Annotated in this window: 14 protein-coding genes; 8 read left to right on the forward strand and 6 right to left on the reverse strand. The window is 47.1% G+C overall.

Features of this window, described 5'->3' with window-relative positions; translation table 11 throughout:
* Positions 1-217: 217 nt before the first annotated feature.
* Positions 218-1,774, reverse strand: coding sequence for an ABC-F family ATP-binding cassette domain-containing protein (locus tag EBO34_RS16510; RefSeq protein WP_122900619.1), 1,557 nt, complete (start codon positions 1,772-1,774; stop codon positions 218-220).
* 691 nt (positions 1,775-2,465) lie between these two features.
* Here EBO34_RS16510 and EBO34_RS16515 point away from each other — a divergent pair.
* Positions 2,466-3,599, forward strand: coding sequence for a DEAD/DEAH box helicase (locus EBO34_RS16515; RefSeq protein ID WP_122900622.1), 1,134 nt, complete (start codon positions 2,466-2,468; stop codon positions 3,597-3,599).
* Positions 3,600-3,855: 256 nt separating this feature from the next.
* A complete protein-coding gene (locus EBO34_RS16520) occupies positions 3,856-5,157 on the forward strand; it encodes a YheC/YheD family endospore coat-associated protein (RefSeq protein ID WP_122900624.1) in 1,302 nt (433 codons plus the stop codon).
* 79 nt (positions 5,158-5,236) lie between these two features.
* On the opposite strand, the gene helD is transcribed toward EBO34_RS16520, so the two are convergent.
* Positions 5,237-7,549 (reverse strand): RNA polymerase recycling motor HelD, encoded by a 2,313-nt coding sequence (gene helD / locus EBO34_RS16525; RefSeq protein ID WP_122900626.1) that lies wholly within the window; start codon positions 7,547-7,549, stop codon positions 5,237-5,239.
* 357 nt (positions 7,550-7,906) lie between these two features.
* A complete protein-coding gene (locus EBO34_RS16530) occupies positions 7,907-8,095 on the reverse strand; it encodes a hypothetical protein (RefSeq protein ID WP_122900628.1) in 189 nt (62 codons plus the stop codon).
* Between the two features lie 218 nt (positions 8,096-8,313).
* Here EBO34_RS16530 and desB point away from each other — a divergent pair, with 218 nt between their 5' ends.
* Positions 8,314-9,423, forward strand: a complete 1,110-nt coding sequence (desB, locus tag EBO34_RS16535) for a Delta(10) desaturase DesB (RefSeq protein ID WP_122900630.1) — start codon at positions 8,314-8,316, stop codon at positions 9,421-9,423.
* A 615-nt stretch (positions 9,424-10,038) separates the two neighbouring features.
* On the opposite strand, the gene EBO34_RS16540 is transcribed toward desB, so the two are convergent.
* On the reverse strand, positions 10,039-11,334 hold the full coding sequence (locus EBO34_RS16540) for a TraB/GumN family protein (RefSeq protein ID WP_122900631.1): 1,296 nt from the start codon (positions 11,332-11,334) through the stop codon (positions 10,039-10,041).
* Positions 11,335-11,537: 203 nt separating this feature from the next.
* On the opposite strand from EBO34_RS16540, the gene EBO34_RS16545 reads away from it, so the two are divergent.
* Positions 11,538-13,451, forward strand: a complete 1,914-nt coding sequence (locus EBO34_RS16545; protein WP_122900633.1) for an ABC-F family ATP-binding cassette domain-containing protein — start codon at positions 11,538-11,540, stop codon at positions 13,449-13,451.
* A gap of 437 nt (positions 13,452-13,888) precedes the next feature.
* The gene (locus EBO34_RS16550) at positions 13,889-17,125 is read left to right on the forward strand and encodes an SNF2 helicase associated domain-containing protein (protein ID WP_122900635.1); all 3,237 of its coding nucleotides are present in this window, start codon (positions 13,889-13,891) and stop codon (positions 17,123-17,125) included.
* On the opposite strand, the gene EBO34_RS20490 is transcribed toward EBO34_RS16550, so the two are convergent.
* Both EBO34_RS20490 and EBO34_RS16555 read right to left on the reverse strand, forming a co-directional pair.
* On the reverse strand, positions 17,079-17,273 hold the full coding sequence (locus EBO34_RS20490; protein WP_142996802.1) for a hypothetical protein: 195 nt from the start codon (positions 17,271-17,273) through the stop codon (positions 17,079-17,081). The genes EBO34_RS16550 and EBO34_RS20490 overlap by 47 nt on opposite strands.
* A gap of 45 nt (positions 17,274-17,318) precedes the next feature.
* Positions 17,319-18,716 (reverse strand): Glu/Leu/Phe/Val family dehydrogenase, encoded by a 1,398-nt coding sequence (locus EBO34_RS16555; protein ID WP_122900637.1) that lies wholly within the window; start codon positions 18,714-18,716, stop codon positions 17,319-17,321.
* Between the two features lie 279 nt (positions 18,717-18,995).
* Between EBO34_RS16555 and EBO34_RS16560 the strand changes: the two genes are divergently transcribed.
* From EBO34_RS16560 to EBO34_RS16570, 3 genes are all read left to right on the forward strand, one after another.
* On the forward strand, positions 18,996-19,190 hold the full coding sequence (locus EBO34_RS16560) for a hypothetical protein (RefSeq protein ID WP_122900639.1): 195 nt from the start codon (positions 18,996-18,998) through the stop codon (positions 19,188-19,190).
* 149 nt (positions 19,191-19,339) lie between these two features.
* Positions 19,340-20,098 carry a TspO/MBR family protein gene (locus EBO34_RS16565; RefSeq protein ID WP_122900641.1) on the forward strand — a complete coding sequence of 253 codons (759 nt, stop codon included), beginning with the start codon at positions 19,340-19,342 and terminating at the stop codon, positions 20,096-20,098.
* An 83-nt stretch (positions 20,099-20,181) separates the two neighbouring features.
* Positions 20,182-20,412: a hypothetical protein gene (locus EBO34_RS16570; protein WP_122900643.1), complete on the forward strand. Its 231-nt coding sequence runs from the start codon at positions 20,182-20,184 to the stop codon at positions 20,410-20,412.
* Positions 20,413-20,424 lie beyond the last annotated feature (12 nt).

Raw genomic sequence — 20,424 nt, forward strand, 5'->3', positions numbered from 1 at the left:
AGGAACACGCTTTTCCCGCAGGAGTGTCGCGCATTCGCTCCAACCAGCACTCTTTTTTAACGCCAATAACCTAGCACATCAAAGAATCAAAACTCCGTCAGCATTCTCTCATAATTCTAGGATAAATATTGATTATGTTGAAAGGTGACGCTGGGTTGCACCAACTTCTTTGATTTGTAGACAGAGTAACTCAGGTATAGAGGATACTCAACATTCTTTAAAACACCTTCGTGGTCCAGTCTTCGCAGTTCCACACGTCGGTTACAATGTCTTCATAAAATTCAGGTTCGTGACTGATGATGAGAATGCTTCCTTTGAATTCCTGAAGCCCCCGCTTGAGTTCAGCTTTCGCATCTACATCAAGGTGGTTGGTCGGCTCATCGAGTACGAGCAGGTTTGTTTCATTGTTGATGAGTTTACAAAGGCGGACCTTGGCTTTTTCCCCGCCGCTCAGCACGCTGACTTTACTTTCAATGTGTTTTGTCATAAGACCGCATTTGGCAAGAGCCGATCGGACTTCGTATTGGTTAAAGGACGGGAACTCGTCCCATACTTCTTCGATACACGTTTTGTTGTTCGACGTTTTGATTTCCTGTTCAAAGTAGCCGATGTGAAGGTGCTCTCCGCGTTCAACGGTTCCTGAGATCGGGTTGATTTCCCCTAAAATACTGCGGAGGAGGGTGGTTTTCCCGATTCCGTTTGCTCCTACAAGAGCGAGCTTCTGGCCCCGCTCCATGCGGAGGTTCAACGGTCGTGACAGCGGCTCGTCATACCCGATCACAAGCTCGTTCGTTTCAAAAATCAGCTTTCCTGATGTGCGGGCTTTTTTAAAGTGAAACTCAGGCTTTGGTTTTTCCTGGGCAAGTTCGATCACGTCCATTTTATCCAGCTTTTTCTGACGGGACATAGCCATGTTCCGGGTGGAGATTCGGGCTTTGTTTCGGGCAACGAAGTCTTTGAGCCCGGCAATCTCCTGCTGCTGTTTTTTATAAGCGGATTCAAGCTGCTGCTTTTTCATTTCATAGACGCTCATGAAATGATCGTAATCACCGACGTAACGGGTAAGCTCCTGATTTTCCATGTGGTAGATAATGTTGATGACACTGTTCAGGAACGGAATGTCGTGTGAAATCAGGATGAATGCATTTTCATATTCCTGCAGGTAGCGCCTCAGCCACTCGATGTGCTGCTCGTCCAGATAGTTGGTGGGCTCGTCGAGAAGCAGAATGTCCGGTTTTTCGAGAAGCAGTTTACCCAGCAGGATTTTCGTTCTCTGTCCGCCGCTCAAATCGTTTACGTCGCGCTCAAGGCCGATTTCATCAAGACCGAGACCTCGTGCGATTTCTTCGACCTTTGCATCAATGGTGTAGAAGTCATTGTTTGTGAGCATGTCCTGAATCGTGCCAACTTCTTCGAGAAGTTTTTCGAGTTCTTCTGGAGAGGAGTCTCCCATTTTTTCGTAAAGAGCGTTCATGTCATTTTCCATGTCGAACAGGTATTGAAAGGCGCTCTTTAATACGTCACGGATGGTGAGGCCTTTTTCCAGAACGGTATGCTGATCAAGGAAACCGACGCGGACGTTTTTGGCCCACTCGACTTTTCCTTCGTCCGGCTCAAGACTTCTTGTGATGATGTTCATAAACGTGGATTTACCTTCCCCGTTTGCTCCGATGAGTCCGATATGTTCGCCTTTTAAGAGACGGAAGGAGACGTCATGGAAGATGGCACGGTCACCGAAACCGTGGCTTAAATTCTTTACTGTTAAAATACTCATTACACGCACATCCTCTATTGATTCTTTTTTGTTTTGTTATGTTGTTGGCTTTCTACATTTATTAAAGATTGTTGGTACTGCCTGCATGCCTTTCGCTTTCCGCGGCCTGGCGCCGAGCCTCTTCAGAACTGCCGATGCACTGAAAAAGTCACTTTTCTCAGAAGAGTTACGTGTTGATTTCCGCTCATTGCACTTTCCGCGGGCGGGTCGGGAGCCTCCTCAGCGCTGCACGCTTGCGGGGTCTCCCTGGAACCCGCTCCTCCCGCAGGAGTGTCACGCATTCGCTTCAATCAACGAAACATTACCAGCCGATAGGACTGGATTTTTGTTTTGAAAACAATTTTTTGGTAGATAGTTAAAAGGTTTCAATTGTCGGTGGAATGTAGGCGGAACCTTTTTTGTTCCTAATCTGTACTTTGAAGTCGCCTTTTCAGAGAAGGTGGTGCAGTCGGAATGCCTGAGCCTCCTGCGGGAGCAGGTGGCAGGGTGAGACCCCGGAGTGCGTAGCACCCGGAGGCTCACCGGCGCCCCCGCGGAAAGCGAAAGGCATGGAGGCAGCAGCCACATCAATACTTTGTATAGCTAACAATTTTAAAAAAGGAGCTTAATACATCCACAGCTGTCCTCTTCTTTACTCTATGCCCTCTGGTAGGGTACACTCAGGGGTAGATGAAACATAAAGGAGAACAATATGAGCGATTATACAAGCAACTTAAAACCGTTTATTCAAACTGCCTGGGAAAAAGCAGGCTTTACTGAACCGACCCGGATTCAAGAAGTGGCAGCACCTCTTGTTCTGGAGAAAAAAGATATGATCGCCGAATCGCCGACCGGGACGGGCAAAACGTTAGCCTACCTCTTGCCGATTTTACATCAAATCGACCCAGAAAAGAAGGACGTGCAGGCGGTTATTTTAGCATCCTCACAGGAACTGGTGATGCAAATACTGGAACAGATTCAGAATTGGTCTCAGGGAAGCGGCATCAAGTCTGCGTCATTTATCGGCGGGGCAAACACGAAACGCCAGCTGGAGAAGCTGAAAAAGAAGCCGCAAATCATCGCAGGAACGCCGGGACGTCTGGCCGAGCTGATCAAGATCAAAAAGCTGAAGATGCACGAAGTGAGAACCGTTGTTCTTGATGAAGGAGACCAGCTCCTCATTCCTGAGCATGAAAAAACAATTGAGCAGATCATCAAGTCAACGCTGAAAGACCGTCAGCTGCTTCTGTTTTCAGCCACAGTGCCTGAGCAGGTGGAAAAAAAAGCGGCTATACTGATGAGTGAGCCTGAAGTTGTCCGTGTTGGAAAAGACCAGATTGCAACGGGGAACGTGGAGCATGTGTATGTGGTATGTGAAGCACGGGAAAAGATCGAAGTAGTGAACAGCCTCGTGAAAAACCAGTCGATTAAAGCCTTGGCCTTTGTGAACGACATCGGGGAAGTGAACGTAATCGGTGAGAAGCTTCATTTTAAAAAGATAGATGTAAGTGTGCTGCACGGAGAGACAAAAAAGCAGGAGCGTGAGCAGGCGATCAAGCGGTTCCGTTCAGGTGACACGTCACTGATGGTGGCAACGGATCTAGCAGCCCGGGGACTTGATATTCAGGAGCTGACCCATGTAATTCAAATGGATGTGCCGCGTGACGCGAAGCAGTACATTCACCGCTCCGGGCGGACGGGCCGGAACAAACAGGATGGAACGGTGATTTCTCTAGTACAGCCGAGGGAAGAGCGTGATTTAAAACGGGCGGCGAAAGAAGCGGGTGTTGAGCTTAGGCAGCAGCAGCTCAATCGTGGACGCCTGGTAGATGTCAAACGAAAATAAACAAGAAGCGGCAGGCCCGGGGAGGTCCTGCTGTTTTTTTTATGCCTGAAAAACGTTAAACCCTGTGTTTAAAGAAGTGTCGTCAGATAGAGATTGCTATGTTTTCTGAATAGGGATTTTTCATCGGCTTCCGCCTGGTGAAAAAGTTTATTATATTATGTTCTGCCTATTTTTCTCTCTCAGTTTTCACCTCCACATATGACAGTTTCGTTTTATTTGTACGGGCATTGTATAGAGTAGAGAGGAGTAGATAACGTTGTATATAATCTGGGATTCAACACTTCGTAATAATTGTGTACTTTTAGCAAGAGAGAATTATGAGCAAATGACCTTTACAGGTAGTGAGGTGGCCCTCCATATTGGGGCTTTTTCAATCATTGTGGCAGTCGAGCCAACGGATGCGGTAAAAAAGAATCATGTTGTTTTATCAGCATCACTTTTACCTGGAGGAGGCATTCCGGATACCTTCTCGTACGAGGTGAAACTTGCAGGAGAAGACTTTCATATAGGGCCTGTGACAGGAGTACTTGTTTCGGAAAGAAGAATAGCTATGCATACAAAGCGGGGATTTGAGTCTGTGTGGAAGGAGCCGGTACAGAGCTATATGAGAGAAGGCGGTCTCGTGTTTTTATTTTGTGAGAATGCCATTGATTTCAACAATAAAACGATATCCGGACTTTATTACGATAAAAGAGAAGACGTTTGGAAAGAGGCGGTGTTTCCGATACCGAGTGTCGTTTACCGCAGGACGGGGGCAGCGAAAAAAACATTGAGAAAGCTCCGGAAATCTTTTAATGTAATGATATTTAACTCTAAAAGGATGAACAAGTGGAAGCTGTATAAAAAACTGGTAAGTGCCGGCTATGCCCACACCCCGGACACGATGTTTTTCTCAACGCAGGAAAAAGTAACGGAGATGCTTAATAAATATCAATCTGTCTATTTAAAACCTATAAACGGGAACTTGGGAAAAGGGTGCTTTAAGCTGGATAAAACTTCTGCTGGCTACGTGCTGTCAGAGAGTAAAGGAATTAAACATGAATGTGAGGAAATAGGAGAAGTTCTGGCGATCTTTAACGAAAAAAAGATGAAAAGAAGATACCTGATTCAACAAAGCGTTCCCTTAATGTATGAAGGTAAGCCGGTTGATTACCGGGTCATTATTCAAAAGGGGAGAAATAGAAACTGGACAGAAACCGGTGTTGTGGCCAAGGTTGGAAAAAGGGGAGTCATCGTTACGAATCATGTTTCCCTCATTTCCTCTGGTACTGAAGTAATGAAAATGAGCTTAAACCTCAGTAAAAAGGAGGCAGAGGCTTTATATTCAAGAATGGTAGAACGGTGCATTGAGGCGTGTGAAGCAGTAGAAGACAAATTGGGACATCTCGGTGACGTGGGGCTGGATGTTATCATAGACAGTGAGAGAAATATATGGATTCTCGAAATGAATGCTCTTCATAACCATTTAATTTTAGCTTATCAAGATCATGATCCAGAGCTGCAGATCAAAGTGTTAACAAAGCCTCTTGAATATGCCAGAAGTTTGTCCGGATTCTAGATGGAATTGAATGGAGAGGAAACAATAGAGTAAGAGGCTGTCTCTTAAGGCAATGATCGACCTTATGAGACAGCCTTTATTAGATAGTTTCGTAGGTGTTCCGGTCGACTCGCTTCATCAGGGGGCTCATACCGCCGTTTGAGATGATGTAAAGCTCGTGCATGGCCCGGGTGCAGGCGGTATAGAACAGGTTGCGCTCGGACTCTTTGGCGTAATGGGTGTGTGATGCGTTGTAGAGAATGACGGCATCGAACTCAATTCCTTTGGCAAGGTAGGCCGGGATGACAACGAGGCCTTTTTTGTAAGTGTGTGTCTCTTTGCCGATGAGCTGTACGTATTCAAAGTGCTCACTTAAATAGGCGCTTACGGCTTCACTTTCCCTTGATGTTTTGCAAATTACTGCCACAGTTTCGTGCTGTTTTGTGAACAGATTTTTCACAAGCTTGAGCGTACGTTTTTGCATTTCCTGCTGGGAAGACGTTTCAATGTAGGCGGGTTTTTCTCCATCCCTTGTAAAGGGGATGATTTCTTCGCCGCCTTCAATGAGCTGGGACGTAAACGTGACGATCGGCTGTGTGGAGCGGTAGCTGCGCATCAGGGTGATTCGCTCTGCTTTTTCTTCCTGCCCCTCACTGATGGGCGTCGGGTTCGTGATGGCGTGAAGGTAGATGGACTGGTGCACATCACCGAGAAGCGTCATTTTGGCCTGAGGGAAGAGATCCTTTAAATAGGCAAACTGAAACGGCGAGTAGTCCTGGGCTTCATCAATAAACACATGCCTGATATGGGTAAGGGGCCGGCGTCCTTTAAGGCGGTCAAGAAAATACAGGTACGCTGTTGCATCTTCCCACAGAAGCTTCTTCTTATGGATGTTTTCGATCGTCGCTTCAGCGATCGCTTCCCAATCAGGATCGTTTTTGAGCTCGGTATAAAAATCTCTGTATGTTTTCACGACGTTTACGAAGGCGAGTTTTTTGATTTTTTGCTTCAACGGAAGAAGACGTTTTTTGACAACGCGTTTGCTCAGCCATTCTCGCTCGCGGTCAAAGTCATCGAATGTAGCGCCGCTGAACTCCTTGTCCTTTTCAAGCTTTCTGAAGCCTTCCAGGTAGTCCTCTTTGTCCATGAGCTGGATTTCTTCTTCCACCCAGAGCTTTTCCCATTCTGTGCGCTGAACAGCTTTGATTTTCTGCATGAGCCACTCATATGTGAGATCCATCCGGTTTGGAATGGAGATGGAGCCGTCGAGAGAATAGAAATACGTCTGGATGTCGTTTTTATCGATGAGCGTTTCACCACGGAACCGGACGTTTTGGAAGTGGATGCCGTCCGTTTCAAGGCTTTTTACATACTTGTCGATAAGGTCTTTGAAGGCCAGTGACGATTTTCTCTGCACGGCCTCGTTGCGGTATTGGTCAGCGCTTGTTTCAGAAGCTTCAAGAAACCATTCCATCTGCTCAAAGGGATCTTCTACGCGGAAGGTGGCACCGAGCTCTTTTTGCACGTATTCGTTATAGGTGGTCTGCCACATGTTTTCTTCACCCAGTTCAGGCAGTACGGTTGCCACGTAGCTGTTGAACAGGGGGTTTGGGGAGAAAAGGACCATGTTTTCGGAGGTGAGAGACTCCCGGTGTGCGTAAAGCAGGTAGGCGACGCGCTGCATGGCGGCACTCGTTTTACCGCTGCCGGCCACGCCCTGCACAACGAGGTAGCGGCTTCGCTCGTTGCGGATGATTTTGTTTTGTTCTTTTTGAATGGTGGAGACGATGGTTCGCATCTGGGGGCTTGATTCGCTGCCCAACAGGTTTTGGAGCAGTTTGTCCCCGATGGTCACACCTGTGTTGAAGAGACCTTTGATCTGGCCGTTTCGTATAATGAACTGGCGCTTGAGGGTTATTTCCCCTTCGATGGTGCCGTCCATCGTTTCGTATTCCGCCGGTCCGGGGGAATAGTTATAGTACATGCTTGAAATGGGTGCGCGCCAGTCGTATATCAAGAAGTCCTCATCGTTTTCGTCCATGAGGGAGGAGATCCCGATGTAGATGGGTTCTGCTTGCGGTTCTCCGTTTTCCTGAAAGTCGATCCGGCCAAAATAAGGAGAATCCCTGAGATCCTCGAGGGTTTTCATGCGTTCGGACTGCTGTCCGTGACTGCGTTCCCGTTCAGATAAAAATTCAGCCTGCTGTTTAAGGCTGGCCTGGGTTTCAATTACATCATCAGGGTCGTCCAGGTTGACGGTAACGTCGTCCCAGAAGCTTTTTCGTACATCAATAATGTCTTTTTTTAATTCGGTGGAGGTTTCTTTGAGCACCTTTTGTTTTTGTTCAATCGTGTTCACGACCCGGTCGACGCGGGTTTGTTCGGTAAGCCGCTGCTCGTTTTCGCTGCTCACAAGACCACTCCTTTAAAAATAGTTGACTTCAATAGAGGAAGTGTAGTAAACTATAATTGGATAAATTTTAACTAAATGGTAATAAACTACACAAGTGCATTTATTGTAGCACAGCCCCGGTGGGAAATTCAATAAAATAATGATATGAAAGCGGCCTCTCTTTTTATTCCAAAGAGAGGCTTTTTGTGATGTTGACCCAAAGGTTGGTTTTTCCCTTTTGTGTAAATATTTGGAGCAGGGGAGCCGCTGCCCTTTTTAAAGAGTATGGCAGGAGTGTGTTTCTCCTGCGGGGCGAGCAGCGTGCGTCAGCCATTGCCAATCTACTTACCTATTGAGACATCATCTTTTGGTTGGATATTAGTTCCCTGCTCCGTTTTCGTTCTGCTGGCCCAGTTCTTTTGCGGCTATGTCGTGGTTTGCTTCTTCAAGTGCACTCAGTTCATCAGCGGAATCTCCCCGGTAGTGGGCGTCTTTGACACTTGTTTTCGGGTACTGTTCCGTTTCATCTTCTTTGTGTGTGGCATAAGGCTGTTTGTTTTTATCCATCGTCTTCACCTCCGCCATTTAGTATAAATCCTAATCGCTCCTTTATGCTCATATCAATAGAGAGTGAGGCATGGTAAACTAAGACCAAGTTTTAGTACCTGGTAATAAAAAACCATTGCATTTGCACCTTTTCCTTTGGTAGGATTAAGGAAAGCGTTTAGATCAGGTTTAGTACGAAATATCGGAAAATTGAAATTTACACTGGGGAGTGAGTTTATATGGAAAATAATAAGCCCGCAGAACAAGCCGAGTTTCATTCATTCGGATGGTATGCTGCGAGGGTATCGCCGCATATGCCAAAAAAGGCGTTTAAGGCTGTACCTGGACGATTGTGGGGCGGATTGATTTATGCTGTGATTGCTCTTGGAGGTATTTTCTCCATTGCGTTTTTTGACTTAAATATCTGGCTTAAATTTCTGATTGCAGGGGTACTTGGTTCAAGCTTTGCTTCCCTTGGCTTTTTAGGCCATGAAATTCTCCATGGCACGGTTGTGAGAAAGCGGTGGCTCCGTAATTTCCTCGGCGCTGTGGCATTCTGGCCTCTGACAACCGGTCCGGAACTGTGGAAGAAATGGCATAATATGGAGCACCATCACCACACACAGGATGAGCATAAGGACCCTGATGCATGGCCGTCGGTGAATAAGCTGGCGAAAAGCCGTTTCCTGCGCTGGATGTACCGCATTCCGTTTACGATCCGGGCACTGTCGGGCTTTATCGCTCTGGCGTTTACATTTACCCTTCATTCTTCACATATGTTTGTCACGTATATTAAGGACTTTAATAAAGAAAAGCAGGTCAAGGTGTGGGTCCAGTTTATCCTTCCTTGGGCGACATGGATCGGACTTCTGTTGTGGATCGGGCCGGTTAAGTGGATCTTTGCATTCCTGCTGCCCCTATTGATTGCTAACTTTATTGTCATGGCGTATATTTCAACAAATCACCGCCTGAATCCCCTTGTGCCGGTTAATGATCCTCTTGCGAACAGCCTGACGGTCACGGTGCCGAAGTGGGTGGATGTGCTTCACTTTAACTTTTCGTACCACACGGAGCATCACCTGTTCCCGGGTATGAATCCGAAGTATTACCCGATTGTGAAGCGCCGCATTAAAGATATGTGGCCGGATCGCTATCACGAAATGCCGATGAGTAAGGCAATGATTGCGCTGTGGAAAACACCACGGGTTTACTTTGAGCAGGATCAGCTTGTGGACCCGACGAGGGCTGCGGCATACGGATCTCTCGGTAATGGCCTTGACCCGAATGATATCAAGAGCCGTGATGTGGATTTGAGCAAGCTGAAGCTGGGGAAGAAGAAAGAAGAGTAGTGGACTTGGTTCAAAAAGTCGTGTAATTATACAGTTAAAAGAGATAAAGCCGCTTTCCTCAGAGTGAGGGAGGCGGTTTTTTCGCGGGGACAGCTTAATACGGTGATGTGGAGGGTAACCGTAAAATACGATGAAATAAGTGTGAAAAGAGAGATGCTAACCGTAAAAAGAGAGATGCTAACCGTAAAATGATGGCAGCTAAGTGTAAAAAAGAAGGCTGCTAAACGAAGCCGCCGGGATTCACTACTCCCGGCGGCTTAAGTTTTGCGCTTTTTACACTTACATCCATCATTTTTGCACTTAGCTCGTGCTATTTTACACTTGGCTCCGGCTATTTTACAGTTAGAGCACCGTTTTTTACACTTCCAAGACGACATTTTACGTTTAGATGATATCGCACCACTGCCGGGCTGCTAGAGGACTGCATCTCGCACATTAACAGTTTCTCCCGGCCTGTTAACGGCTTCGGCGCCACAATTACCGGGTTGCACCGCCCCATTAACGGCTTCATCACCCCAATTAACAGTTTCGTCTGTTTTTTTAGTCGTTTAGCTAAAAGTAGATACGTCCAACACAAAAAACGCACTCCCTGTTTGAGAGTGCGGTTCCATTTTTTTATACTGCTTCCTCTTCCGTCTCCTGTGGATCGAGACCTAATTCAACATCGTATCCTCTTTGCTCAAGGAGGTCTGTGATGCTGTTTTCCCCGAGGAGGTGGATGGCGCCCACAACGACAAAGTAAGTGTCGTGTTCACCGCTTTCGAGGAACTCTGAAATTTTATCGGTCATTGCCCGGTCGCGGTCATCTGTAAGCATGCGGATGTATTCCTGATAGTCTTCCGGTGCATCGTCTTCTGCGTAACGGAGTTCGGTAAGGGACTCGTGGTCACCGAGACGCCACATGGCCATGAGTTCCAGCAGTTCATCTCCGAGTTCATCATACTCTTCGAGGGTTTCACTCAGCATTTCTCCCTGGGTATCGAGGGTGAGTGTTTCCTGGACGGCCAATTGGCTTTCTGCCGTTTCAAGGCCGATGATTTCTTTTCCATCATCAGATGCCCGTTCGAGAAAGTGCATGTCAATCCCAAGCTCAGGAGAGTATCCGGCCGTCATGGAGACGATGGATAAAAGGAATTCCTGAACGTACCATGGTTTGAATTGTGACAGGTCATCGCTTGATACACCAAACGGACGGAGAAGGAAGGCCAGTCGTTTGAATTCTTCTTCTGTAATGTAATCCTGAAGCTCCTCGCCGGGACCCAGCATTCCTGCTTCTGTGGCCAGTTCCATCATGCGCTCATCAGAGAGTTCATTAAAGTCAATTTCGAATGCAGCGGCGGATGAGGATTCAAATGCCTCTTCAATCTCATCATTGAGCGGATAAAGCTCTTCTGACCCAATGTGAATCGATCCAAGAAGGTAAACTGTTTTTTCCCCGTGGGTAACTTCGTAAAAGATCCCGCGGGAAGGCTCCATATCGAGGGCGAAACGTTCCTCGTCAATAAAAACAAACACATCATTGTCGATGAGGGTTCTTACAACGCTGTATGACTCTGTGCCTACAGAAAGGTTCAGAGGGTTGTTTTCAATATCCACACTCTCAATACTCGGGAGATCGAGGAGAGGAGTGATGTCTTCGATTTCGTTTCCAAATATGATCAGTTCTTCCAGAGACGTAAGGACATCGATCCCCTCGAGACTTTTAATGTCACGCTCAAAAGCATGGAGGGTCCTTATCTGGCTGAGACCTGTTTCTGTGAGATCGCCTTCCGGCTGGCCGAGAGCATCTCTGACAGCTTCCTCAAGTTGTCTGTCCTTAAAGAACGATTCTTTACTCTCCATTGGTTGTGCTGTGCATCCTGCAATGGTCAGGAGGGCGATCAGGATCATATAGATTTGTAACCTCTTCATAGGTATCCTCCTGGCAGTGAAAAATAAAGGTTGTGTGAGAATATGTAATACTTCCGAATAATTATGATAGTTACCATACTACTAAATAATGTAAGGGTTGAGAATAGGGCAAAGTAAATGTTTTAAAAAAGATTTTTCAAACCGGCAAAAAATGAGCTACAATAAAGGGATGATTATGATAACGACTTCAAAGGGGTAAACCGATGACGATTTTATCTGTGGACGGATTAACAAAAACATATGGTGAAAAAGTGTTGTTTGACAACCTTTCTTTTTCCATTAAAAAAGGGCAGCGAATCGGCCTTTTAGGTGTAAATGGGACAGGGAAGTCAACGCTTTTGAAAGTACTGGCCGGGATTGAGAGCTCAGAGGGGGGCAGGATGGACCATGCCAACGACTTTCATATTGAATACCTGCCTCAGGAGCCTGAACTCGATCCTGAACGAACGGTACTTGAACAAATCTATTACGGGGATTCAACCATTATGCGGGTCATGCGTGATTATGAGAAGGCTTCCCATGAGCTTGAAAAAGATCCATCAAGTGAGAAGCTTCAGGCACAAGTGATGAGGCAGCAGGAACGTATGGAGGAAAATGAAGCTTGGGAAGCCAGTACTGTCGCTAAAACCGTTCTTACAAAGCTTGGGATTACGGATTTCACGAAGCAGATTCAACATTTATCCGGAGGCCAGAAGAAGCGGGTTGCTATTGCGAAAGCCCTGATTCAGCCGGCGGATATTCTTATATTGGATGAGCCGACGAACCATCTTGATAATGCAACGATTGAATGGCTTGAGCAGTTTCTTGCCCAGTATAAAGGGGCGATTATTCTTGTGACTCACGACCGGTACTTTTTAAACCGGGTTACCAATCATATCTTCGAACTCGATCACGGGAGTCTGTACGCATATGAAGGAAATTATGAGACGTACCTGGAAAAAAGAGCCGAGCGGGAAGCACAGTCGGAAATACAGGAAGCCAAGCACCAGAACATTCTGCGCCGGGAGCTTGCCTGGCTGAAGCGGGGGGCAAAAGCGAGAACAACGAAGCAGAAAGCCCGGATCCAGCGGGCCGAAGCCATGCAGGAAGAATCTTTTGACCGGGAGAAGCGGGACCTTGACTTTGCCATCGGGGCAAACCGTCTTGGGAAAAAGGTCATTGAACTCCAAGGTGTCACAAAACATCTGGGAGGAAAGACGTTGTTTGCGGACCTTGACTATCTCGTGGTGCCGGGAGAGCGTCTTGGCATCATCGGACCGAATGGAACGGGAAAATCAACCCTGTTAAATATCATAGCCGGTCGCCTTGCGCCGGATGGAGGTCATGTGGAAACGGGTGAGACGGTGAAGATTGGCTATTATACACAGGATCATCAGGAAATGGACGAAAACCTGAGAGTCATCGAATATATTAAAGAAGCGGCAGAAATTGTCCACACTGCAGACGGGGACGTGATTACTGCTGAACAGATGCTGGAGCGTTTTATGTTTCCGCGGCCAATGCAGTGGAATGTGATCCGGAGACTGTCTGGAGGAGAGAGGCGTCGTCTGTATCTTTTGCGAGTGCTGATGGGGGAGCCAAACGTTCTGTTTCTTGATGAGCCGACGAATGACCTGGATACCCAGACGTTGAGCATACTGGAAGATTACCTCGATCAGTTCCCTGGAGTGGTCATTACCGTTTCCCACGACCGTTATTTTCTTGACCGTGTCGTAGACCGCCTTCTTATGTTTAAAGGACGGGGTCACGTAGATCGTTTTTTCGGCCATTATTCAGATTACATGGCAGAGCACGGGTCACTTGCTGAGGCAAAACAGGCATTTGAGAAACCGGCCGTTGAGACAAAGGCGGAACAGCCTGTTTCTGCCGGTAAAAAAACAAAGAAACTTTCCTATAAGGAACAGCAGGAGTGGAATACGATTGAAGACCGCATTGCAAAACTGGAAGAAAAGATTGAGACGGTTCAGGAAGGAATTGTAAGCGCGGGCAGTGACTCTGTAAAAGTACAGGAACTTTATGCCGCACAGCAAAAAGCAGAAGAAGAACTTGAACAGGCGATGGAGCGGTGGGAAGAGCTGTCTCTGCTCGTGGAAGAAATTGATGCTGCTAAAAAGTAAGTAACAAAAGGTTCTTCCCCGCTGAGGTGTGCGGACAAAAAAACGTCCCCTGAAGAGCCGCGTTCCGACAAAAGCGTAATAAAAAAGGGCACCCCGTTATGAGGGGGACCCTTCCTTCTATCCATTATCGTTTTGCGGTTCCTGTCATGCGGTTTACAGCACGCCCGATAAAGCGGGATGCTAATTTCATAAGAAAGCTGAACAGGAAAAGGCGCACTATTCTTCGGATGATGATACTCATGGCTTTCACCTCTGCTCTTTTGTGGGGTTGTCTTACTATTCCCGAAAAAACAAGGAATTTAAACTTAGCCTTTGTCCTGGTGTTTAGTATGAGGAAAGGAACCGGGAGTTATCCTGTATTTTCAAGAACGAATAAGCCTACAATGAAAGTGAAAATCCATAGAATTTGATTGTCCAGCAGGCAGGAGAGGATAACCGTGTTTAGAGGATTAACGGAAGACCGAATTAAAGATGCTTCAAGCTCAGCTACCGTTTTTTCAAGAGGCCGGCGTTACTTTGAAGATGGTGCGGTAGAGGACCTTTCCTTTTCCAGTGTTGCAGAAGTTTATGAAGCTACCGTCATCGGGATGGACGATTACGATGTGATGGTAGATGTGAACAATGGAAATATAGACATTGCAAGCGCAAGGTGCACGTGCCAGGCTTTTGATACCTATCCGGGTCTTTGTAAACATTTATCGGCCTTTTTACTCCAGATCCTTCACGAAGCGGGAAAGAACAAGAGAGGCAGGCTTACCCCGGTGACAGGTGCCACGGTTGGAAGAAAGGATCATGCGAAAAGTCTGATTGAAAGCTTCAATCAGGTTTACGACCGGAAAAAGGAGTCATTCAGTGAAAAAGAGCAGCTCCAGGTAGAGTTTACCCTGAACCTTACGAGCTCATGGGGGACGTATAGCGGGGCGATTGACCTTGAAATGAAAATCGGGCCGAAACGGCGCTACGTTGTAAAAGACATAAAGGAATTTCTTTTCGCCATGGAGCAGTCCGATGCTGTACGGTTTTCAAAGCTGTTTACATACCACCCGTCCGACTACTCGTTTAAGGACGAGGACCTTCGTGTGTTCAGACAGCTATCAAGAATCTTTCACGTGGAAGAGGAGATCCTGTCTTTCGGTTACCGGAACTCAGGTTTAAATGACGACAAACGGCGGATGCAGATTCCCAATTCTTTTTTAAAGGACACACTTGAGGCACTGAAGGTGTGTGATGTGAAGGTAGAAACGAACATGGGGGCGGGGGATCACTTCACAGGACTTGATGTGGAGTACAATCCGGAGAAGCTCCCCCTTCATTTTACCCTCCAGTATTTGGATGAAGAGAGGCAGCAGTACCAGCTTCGGTTTACGAGCAAGGAGAAGCTGATGGTAATCGGGGAAAAGTACAATGTGGCGTTTTTCGATGGGACATTTTATTTTATTACCGATGAAGAGAAGCGGACGCTCCTCACGATTGACCGTCAGTTTGCGGATATTGAAGAGGTGACAGTGCCGAAAGAGCAGATGATGGATTTCTCCTCCGTTGTGCTGCCTCAGCTTATGGCTGTCGGAACTGTGGATGTAGCCCCGGACGTAAAGCAGCTCATCAAAGCAGAACCCCTTACAGGAAAGCTGTATGTGGATATGGTGGATGACATGGCGACAGCCCGTCTCGAATTTGTCTACGGGGACATGACGTTATCCCCATTCGACCTTGAACAGCCGGACAGTGAAGAGATTGTCGTCCGGGATGTGGAAAAAGAGATGCTTCTGTTATCGCAGATCGAGAGCCTGCCCTTCAAGTACAACGGCAAAGAGCTTTATCTGGAAGTGTGGGAGGATGTGCTCGATTTTCTGTTAGTGGAATTGCCGGTACTTTCGGAGATGATGGAAGTGTACACCACCTCCGAGGTCCAACGGTTTATTCATACACCGGTGGATGATCCGAAAATTCATGTGGAAAAAAATGAACGAATGAACCTGCTTGATATTACTTTTCAGTTTGAAGGAATTGAAGGCGGGGAAATTGAGGCCATGCTTACGGCTCTTGCTGAAAACAGGAAGTACTATAAGCTTTCGAACGGTGCTTACATGAACCTCCAGGATGAGCGCTTCGCGAACATGAAGCAAGTTCTGGAGCAGATGCCGACGCCGATGGATGGCTACGCTCGACAGAGCCAGGTGCCTCTCATGCAGGCTTTTTTGCTTGATGAGGCCGGGGCGGAATCCATCAAGCGAGGCAAACGGTTCCGGGAACTGCTGGAGCGGATTTATCATCCTGAAGAAGTGGATACGACCGTTCCAAAAACGCTGAATGCGACCATGCGGGAGTATCAAAAGGTCGGATTCGGCTGGCTGAAAACCCTCGGCACTTATGGGTTTGGCGGTATTTTAGCCGATGATATGGGACTTGGAAAAACAATTCAGACGATCGCGTATCTTTTGTCGGAAAAAGCGGACGGAAAAGAAGGCCAGGCGCTGATCGTATGTCCATCGAGTCTCGTGTACAACTGGCAAAAGGAAATTCAGCGGTTTGCCCCGTCACTCAGCACGGCGGTGATTTCTGGACCCTCAGCCGAGCGTCTGAGCCTGTTGGAAGGGGCGAAGGAAGCAGACGTTGTGATCACCTCGTATCCGCTGTTGCGGCGGGATACGGAGCACTACATAAAAACGGTGTTTTCGGTGTTTATTCTTGACGAAGCCCAGTATGTTAAAAATGACTGGACCCAGACGGCGAGGGCGGTGAAAGCCATCCGGGCAAGCCAGGCGTTTGCATTGAGCGGAACTCCGATTGAAAATTCACTGGATGAGCTTTATTCAATCTTTGAAGTCGTACTGCCGGGGCTGTTCCGGAGCAAGAAGGCATTTAAAGAAATGAAGGAAACCGACGTAGCTAAACGCGTGCGGCCTTTTGTCCTTCGCCGGGTGAAAGAAGACGTGCTTTCCGATTTGCCGGATAAAATTGAGAACGTCCAGTTCACGGAGCTCAGTGACAGCCAGAAAGCCGTTTACCTCGCTCAGCTGCAGATGCTTAAAAATGAAGTGAAGACGGCGATCCGGGAAGACTCGTTCCAGGAGAACCGGATGAAAATTCTGGCAGGCCTTACGAGGCTGCGGCAGATCTGCTGCCACCCGAAGCTGTTTATGGAAAATTACACCGGAAACTCGGGTAAACTTGATCGCCTGATGGAGTATCTGAAGGAAGCTGTCCCTTCAGGGAAACGGGTCGTGATCTTTTCCCAATTTACGAAGATGCTCGCCATGATCAGGCTGGAGCTTGAAAAGCATGGCTGGAAGTATCACTACCTTGATGGAAAGACGCCGTCCAGTGACCGGGTTGCCATGACGGAAGAGTATAACGCCGGTGGTAAGCCGCTGTTCTTAATTTCGTTAAAAGCAGGAGGTACCGGGCTCAACCTCACCGGTGGGGATACAGTCATTTTGTTTGATTCGTGGTGGAATCCGGCTGTGGAAGAGCAGGCGGCGGACCGGGTCCACCGTTTCGGTCAGAAGAAGGTGGTTCAGGTGGTGAAGCTTGTAACTGCGGGAACGATCGAGGAGAAAATCCACCAGCTTCAGGATCAGAAGCGGGAGCTGATGGACAAAGTGATTCAGACAGGGGAGACGTCGATTACGTCTCTGAATAAGGATGATATTCAGGAGCTTCTGCAGGTTTAGGGGATGGAATCAGAGGGTCGTCGAATGGTGACGAATTCTCTTTAAGTGGCTTGAAATTCTGCATAAACGCCCGGAAGTTCTCCATAAATCGTCTGAAATTCTGCATAAACAGCCCAAAGTTCTCCATAAAACCGAAAAAGTTCTTCATAAAAAACCGGGCCTCCATAAAGGGGCCCGGTTTTTATCATTACACCTAAAACAGCTTGCCGTGCTTATAAAGAAGGCTCGTGAGCCGTTCCAACGCAAGGTAGAAGCAGCCAAAACGCATGGTTTCGCCCTCAGAGTAAAAATACGTATCGTACACACGCTTAAACGTCTCCGTCATCTGGGCTGCCATTTCATCAATGATTTCGTCTTCACTGTAATGCTCCGTTATTTTGCTTTGCTTCCACTCAAGATAGGACACGATTACCCCGCCCGCGTTTACAAGAATATCAGGGATCACGATTTTCCCTGTCTCTTCAAAGTACTGATCCGCTTCCTGGGATAAAGGTGCGTTCGCTCCTTCGACAAGAATCCGGGCAGGGATTGCTTTCATGTTGTCCCGGTGAATCTGGTCTTCCACAGCTGCAAGAATAAGCACATCCGAACTTAAAGTCAGCACATCGGCTGCTTCGTAAATATCCGCTTTAATGCCGAGATCTGTAAGTTCCTCCCGGGTGTTGGGAAGGCGGTTGTGACTGTAGCCGAACGCATCGAGGACTTCAATGTTGAGGCCGTCCTGACTGTAAAGAGTCACCTCCCGGTCTGAGACGGCTACAACGTGGTGGGTGAGTTTTTCATCTTCAAACGCTTCTCTGGCTGCCACGCTTCCTACATTGCCGAAACCCTGAATGGCAATATCGATATGCCCTTTTTCCGTGTATTCTTCGTGAATGTACTCAAGAGTACGCCACTGCCCGGTCCGTTCCACTTCATTTTTATCCGCAAGGTCATTAAACCAGTCGTTAAGAAGCCACTGGTAGCTTAGATAGGTGCCTTTTCCGGTAGCTTCGCGCCGCCCTTTGGCACCCCCGTTTTCCACACTTTTACCCGTAAAAGAACCGAGATACGTTTCTCCGGGGTGGATGGTTTTGTATTCGCCAACCATCCAGTCAATGATTCGTTCGTTTGTGCCAAGATCCGGTGCAGGAATATCGTGATTCGGTCCGAGGTCCGGCTTAAATCGCTGGACATACTTTTTTGCGATCAGGTTCAGTTCCCGATCGGAATATTCTTTTGGATTGATGTGAACCCCGCCTTTGGCCCCCCCGAAAGGCAGGCGGTGAAGGGCATTTTTAATTGTCATAAGAATAGCCAGGTTTTCCACTTCGGACTCGCTCACGTTTTCGTTAAAGCGGATTCCCCCTTTATAAAAGCCGCTGATGTTGTTGTGCTGGACCCGGTATGCGGGGATTCTTACAATGCCGTTTTTTTCACGGGAGACCCGGATGTAGCTTTTAATGATCTTATCTGTTGTTTTCAATATTTCCTTCGCCGAAGCGCATACTTCTGTACGCTTCTCTTCTTCGCGGATACCGAGGAATCCGCTTTCATCTGATAGTACGTCCATTACGTCTTCGATAAGTGCCTGTGTTTCTTCTCGTTTCAAAACGACCCCTCCTATAGAAATGCTTCTAACTACTCACGTTCCCTCACTGCTGTATTTGAAACGGCATTTCCACTGTCTGAACCTCGGGTATTTATGTTTTTTTAGCGGCAAAGTAAAGCAGGGAGCAGGGAAAGGAGAGGTATTACTTTGAGCTGGTTGTCTTTTGGATTAAAGGATAATGATGGATGAGAAGGGTTTGTTTTTCTATTTTGGAGGGTACAGCATACTAATCGTTTAATTAAAGATCCAGGTTGACGAGGCCATGGAAGGAGGCCAATTTTGTACTATACTAAAGAAGAAATCCGTTTGATGCTCGATCATCTGGATGATCGTGAATTAGGTAAAGTATACCATTACATTGTGAAACTAAAAAAAGAAAACAGGCAACGGCGTTCGATGAACGGTGAAGCGTCCGGACCAAAGAAAAAAGCGTCCGGATCAACAGAGGAATCGGCCCAAATGGAAAATGAATAATGGATTATAAGCATGCCCCGGTGCATGCTTCTTTCTTTGAACATTATGTTATGCATATGATGACATGCACCCAGAATAACGTATGACTACAGGAACTTTTTATTTTTCTTTATTCGGGTAAAAACATAATACGCGAAAGGGGAAAAACGATGAACTACCAGCAATCAAAGATTCTCAAATGGACGAACGTCTTTGCCCTCGTTATTGTGATTGTTGTAAATGTGCTCTCCAATACGCTGCCTATAAACGGTCAGACGGCAGGGGAAATTTCAGACAGGTTAAATGTCTTGTTCACTCCGGCAGGATATGTTTTTTCCATATGGAGTGTGATCTATCTCCTCGTGATCATCTGGGTCTTCCGTCAGTTTTTTGCCCGGCCTGCCGATGAGGAAGCGTATGCAAACATTGGGTACTGGTTTGTTATCAGCTGCTTTTTTAACGTAGCGTGGCTTTTGTTGTTTCACTACGAATACTTTCTCCTGACAATGGTAGCTATGATTGGTCTGCTTATCAGCCTGATCATTATCTACAGGGTGATTATGCTCACCCCTCATACGACTTTTTTTATGCGCCTGCCGTTCTCTGTTTATCTGGGATGGGTTTCGGTAGCGACGATCGTGAATGTAGGCGTTGTTTTTAACAGCCTCGGTTTTGAGGAAGGGCTGTTTCTTTCAAACGTGACGTGGACGATCCTGCTCCTGATTGTGGCTCTGGCTCTTGGAATCTGGTTTACAGCCACAAACCGTGATCCGTTTTATTCCTTTGTTCTTGTCTGGGCCTTTATCGGTATTGGCGTTGAAAGGCAGGGAGAATACCCGGCCATTGCCGTTTCGGCCTGGGCGGCAGCAGCGATTCTCGGCTTGTATCTTGTGTACTACTTTGTGACCAAAAAAAGAATTTACCAGTAAAAGAAAGATTAATTCCACTGCAGAAGGGAATACCCTGTATAACACTTTTATTGAACCCAATGGAAACAAGGAGGATGTTATACATGGCAGCAACAAAAGAAGAAGTTCGTACAATGATTGATGAATTATCAGAAGAGCAGGTGGAAGCTGTTCACGAATACCTTGAGAAACTTGTAGATACGGAAAAGATGGAGCATGCTAAAGATGAAGGGGAAGACGGACCCCACGAGCAGGATTCAAAAACAAAAGCTGCTGACGTTAGCGTAACCGATGACCTTGCCCACCGGGACCGAGGCGGCGACAGTGAACGTTAGACGTATAATCAA

This window comes from Alteribacter keqinensis, from assembly GCF_003710255.1.
GTDB classification, from domain to species: domain Bacteria; phylum Bacillota; class Bacilli; order Bacillales; family Salisediminibacteriaceae; genus Alteribacter; species Alteribacter keqinensis.

Excerpts from the sequence above, each read along its gene's own strand:
- EBO34_RS16510 (WP_122900619.1), bottom strand. The coding sequence starts at position 1,774 with ATGAGTATTTTAACAGTAAAGAATTTAAGCCACGGTTTCGGTGACCGT.
- EBO34_RS16515 (WP_122900622.1), top strand. The coding sequence starts at position 2,466 with ATGAGCGATTATACAAGCAACTTAAAACCGTTTATTCAAACTGCCTGG.
- EBO34_RS16530 (WP_122900628.1), bottom strand. The coding sequence starts at position 8,095 with ATGGATAAAAACAAACAGCCTTATGCCACACACAAAGAAGATGAAACG.
- desB (WP_122900630.1), top strand. The coding sequence starts at position 8,314 with ATGGAAAATAATAAGCCCGCAGAACAAGCCGAGTTTCATTCATTCGGA.
- EBO34_RS16540 (WP_122900631.1), bottom strand. The coding sequence starts at position 11,334 with ATGAAGAGGTTACAAATCTATATGATCCTGATCGCCCTCCTGACCATT.
- EBO34_RS16545 (WP_122900633.1), top strand. The coding sequence starts at position 11,538 with ATGACGATTTTATCTGTGGACGGATTAACAAAAACATATGGTGAAAAA.
- EBO34_RS20490 (WP_142996802.1), bottom strand. The coding sequence starts at position 17,273 with ATGAAGAACTTTTTCGGTTTTATGGAGAACTTTGGGCTGTTTATGCAG.
- EBO34_RS16565 (WP_122900641.1), top strand. The coding sequence starts at position 19,340 with ATGAACTACCAGCAATCAAAGATTCTCAAATGGACGAACGTCTTTGCC.
- EBO34_RS16570 (WP_122900643.1), top strand. The coding sequence starts at position 20,182 with ATGGCAGCAACAAAAGAAGAAGTTCGTACAATGATTGATGAATTATCA.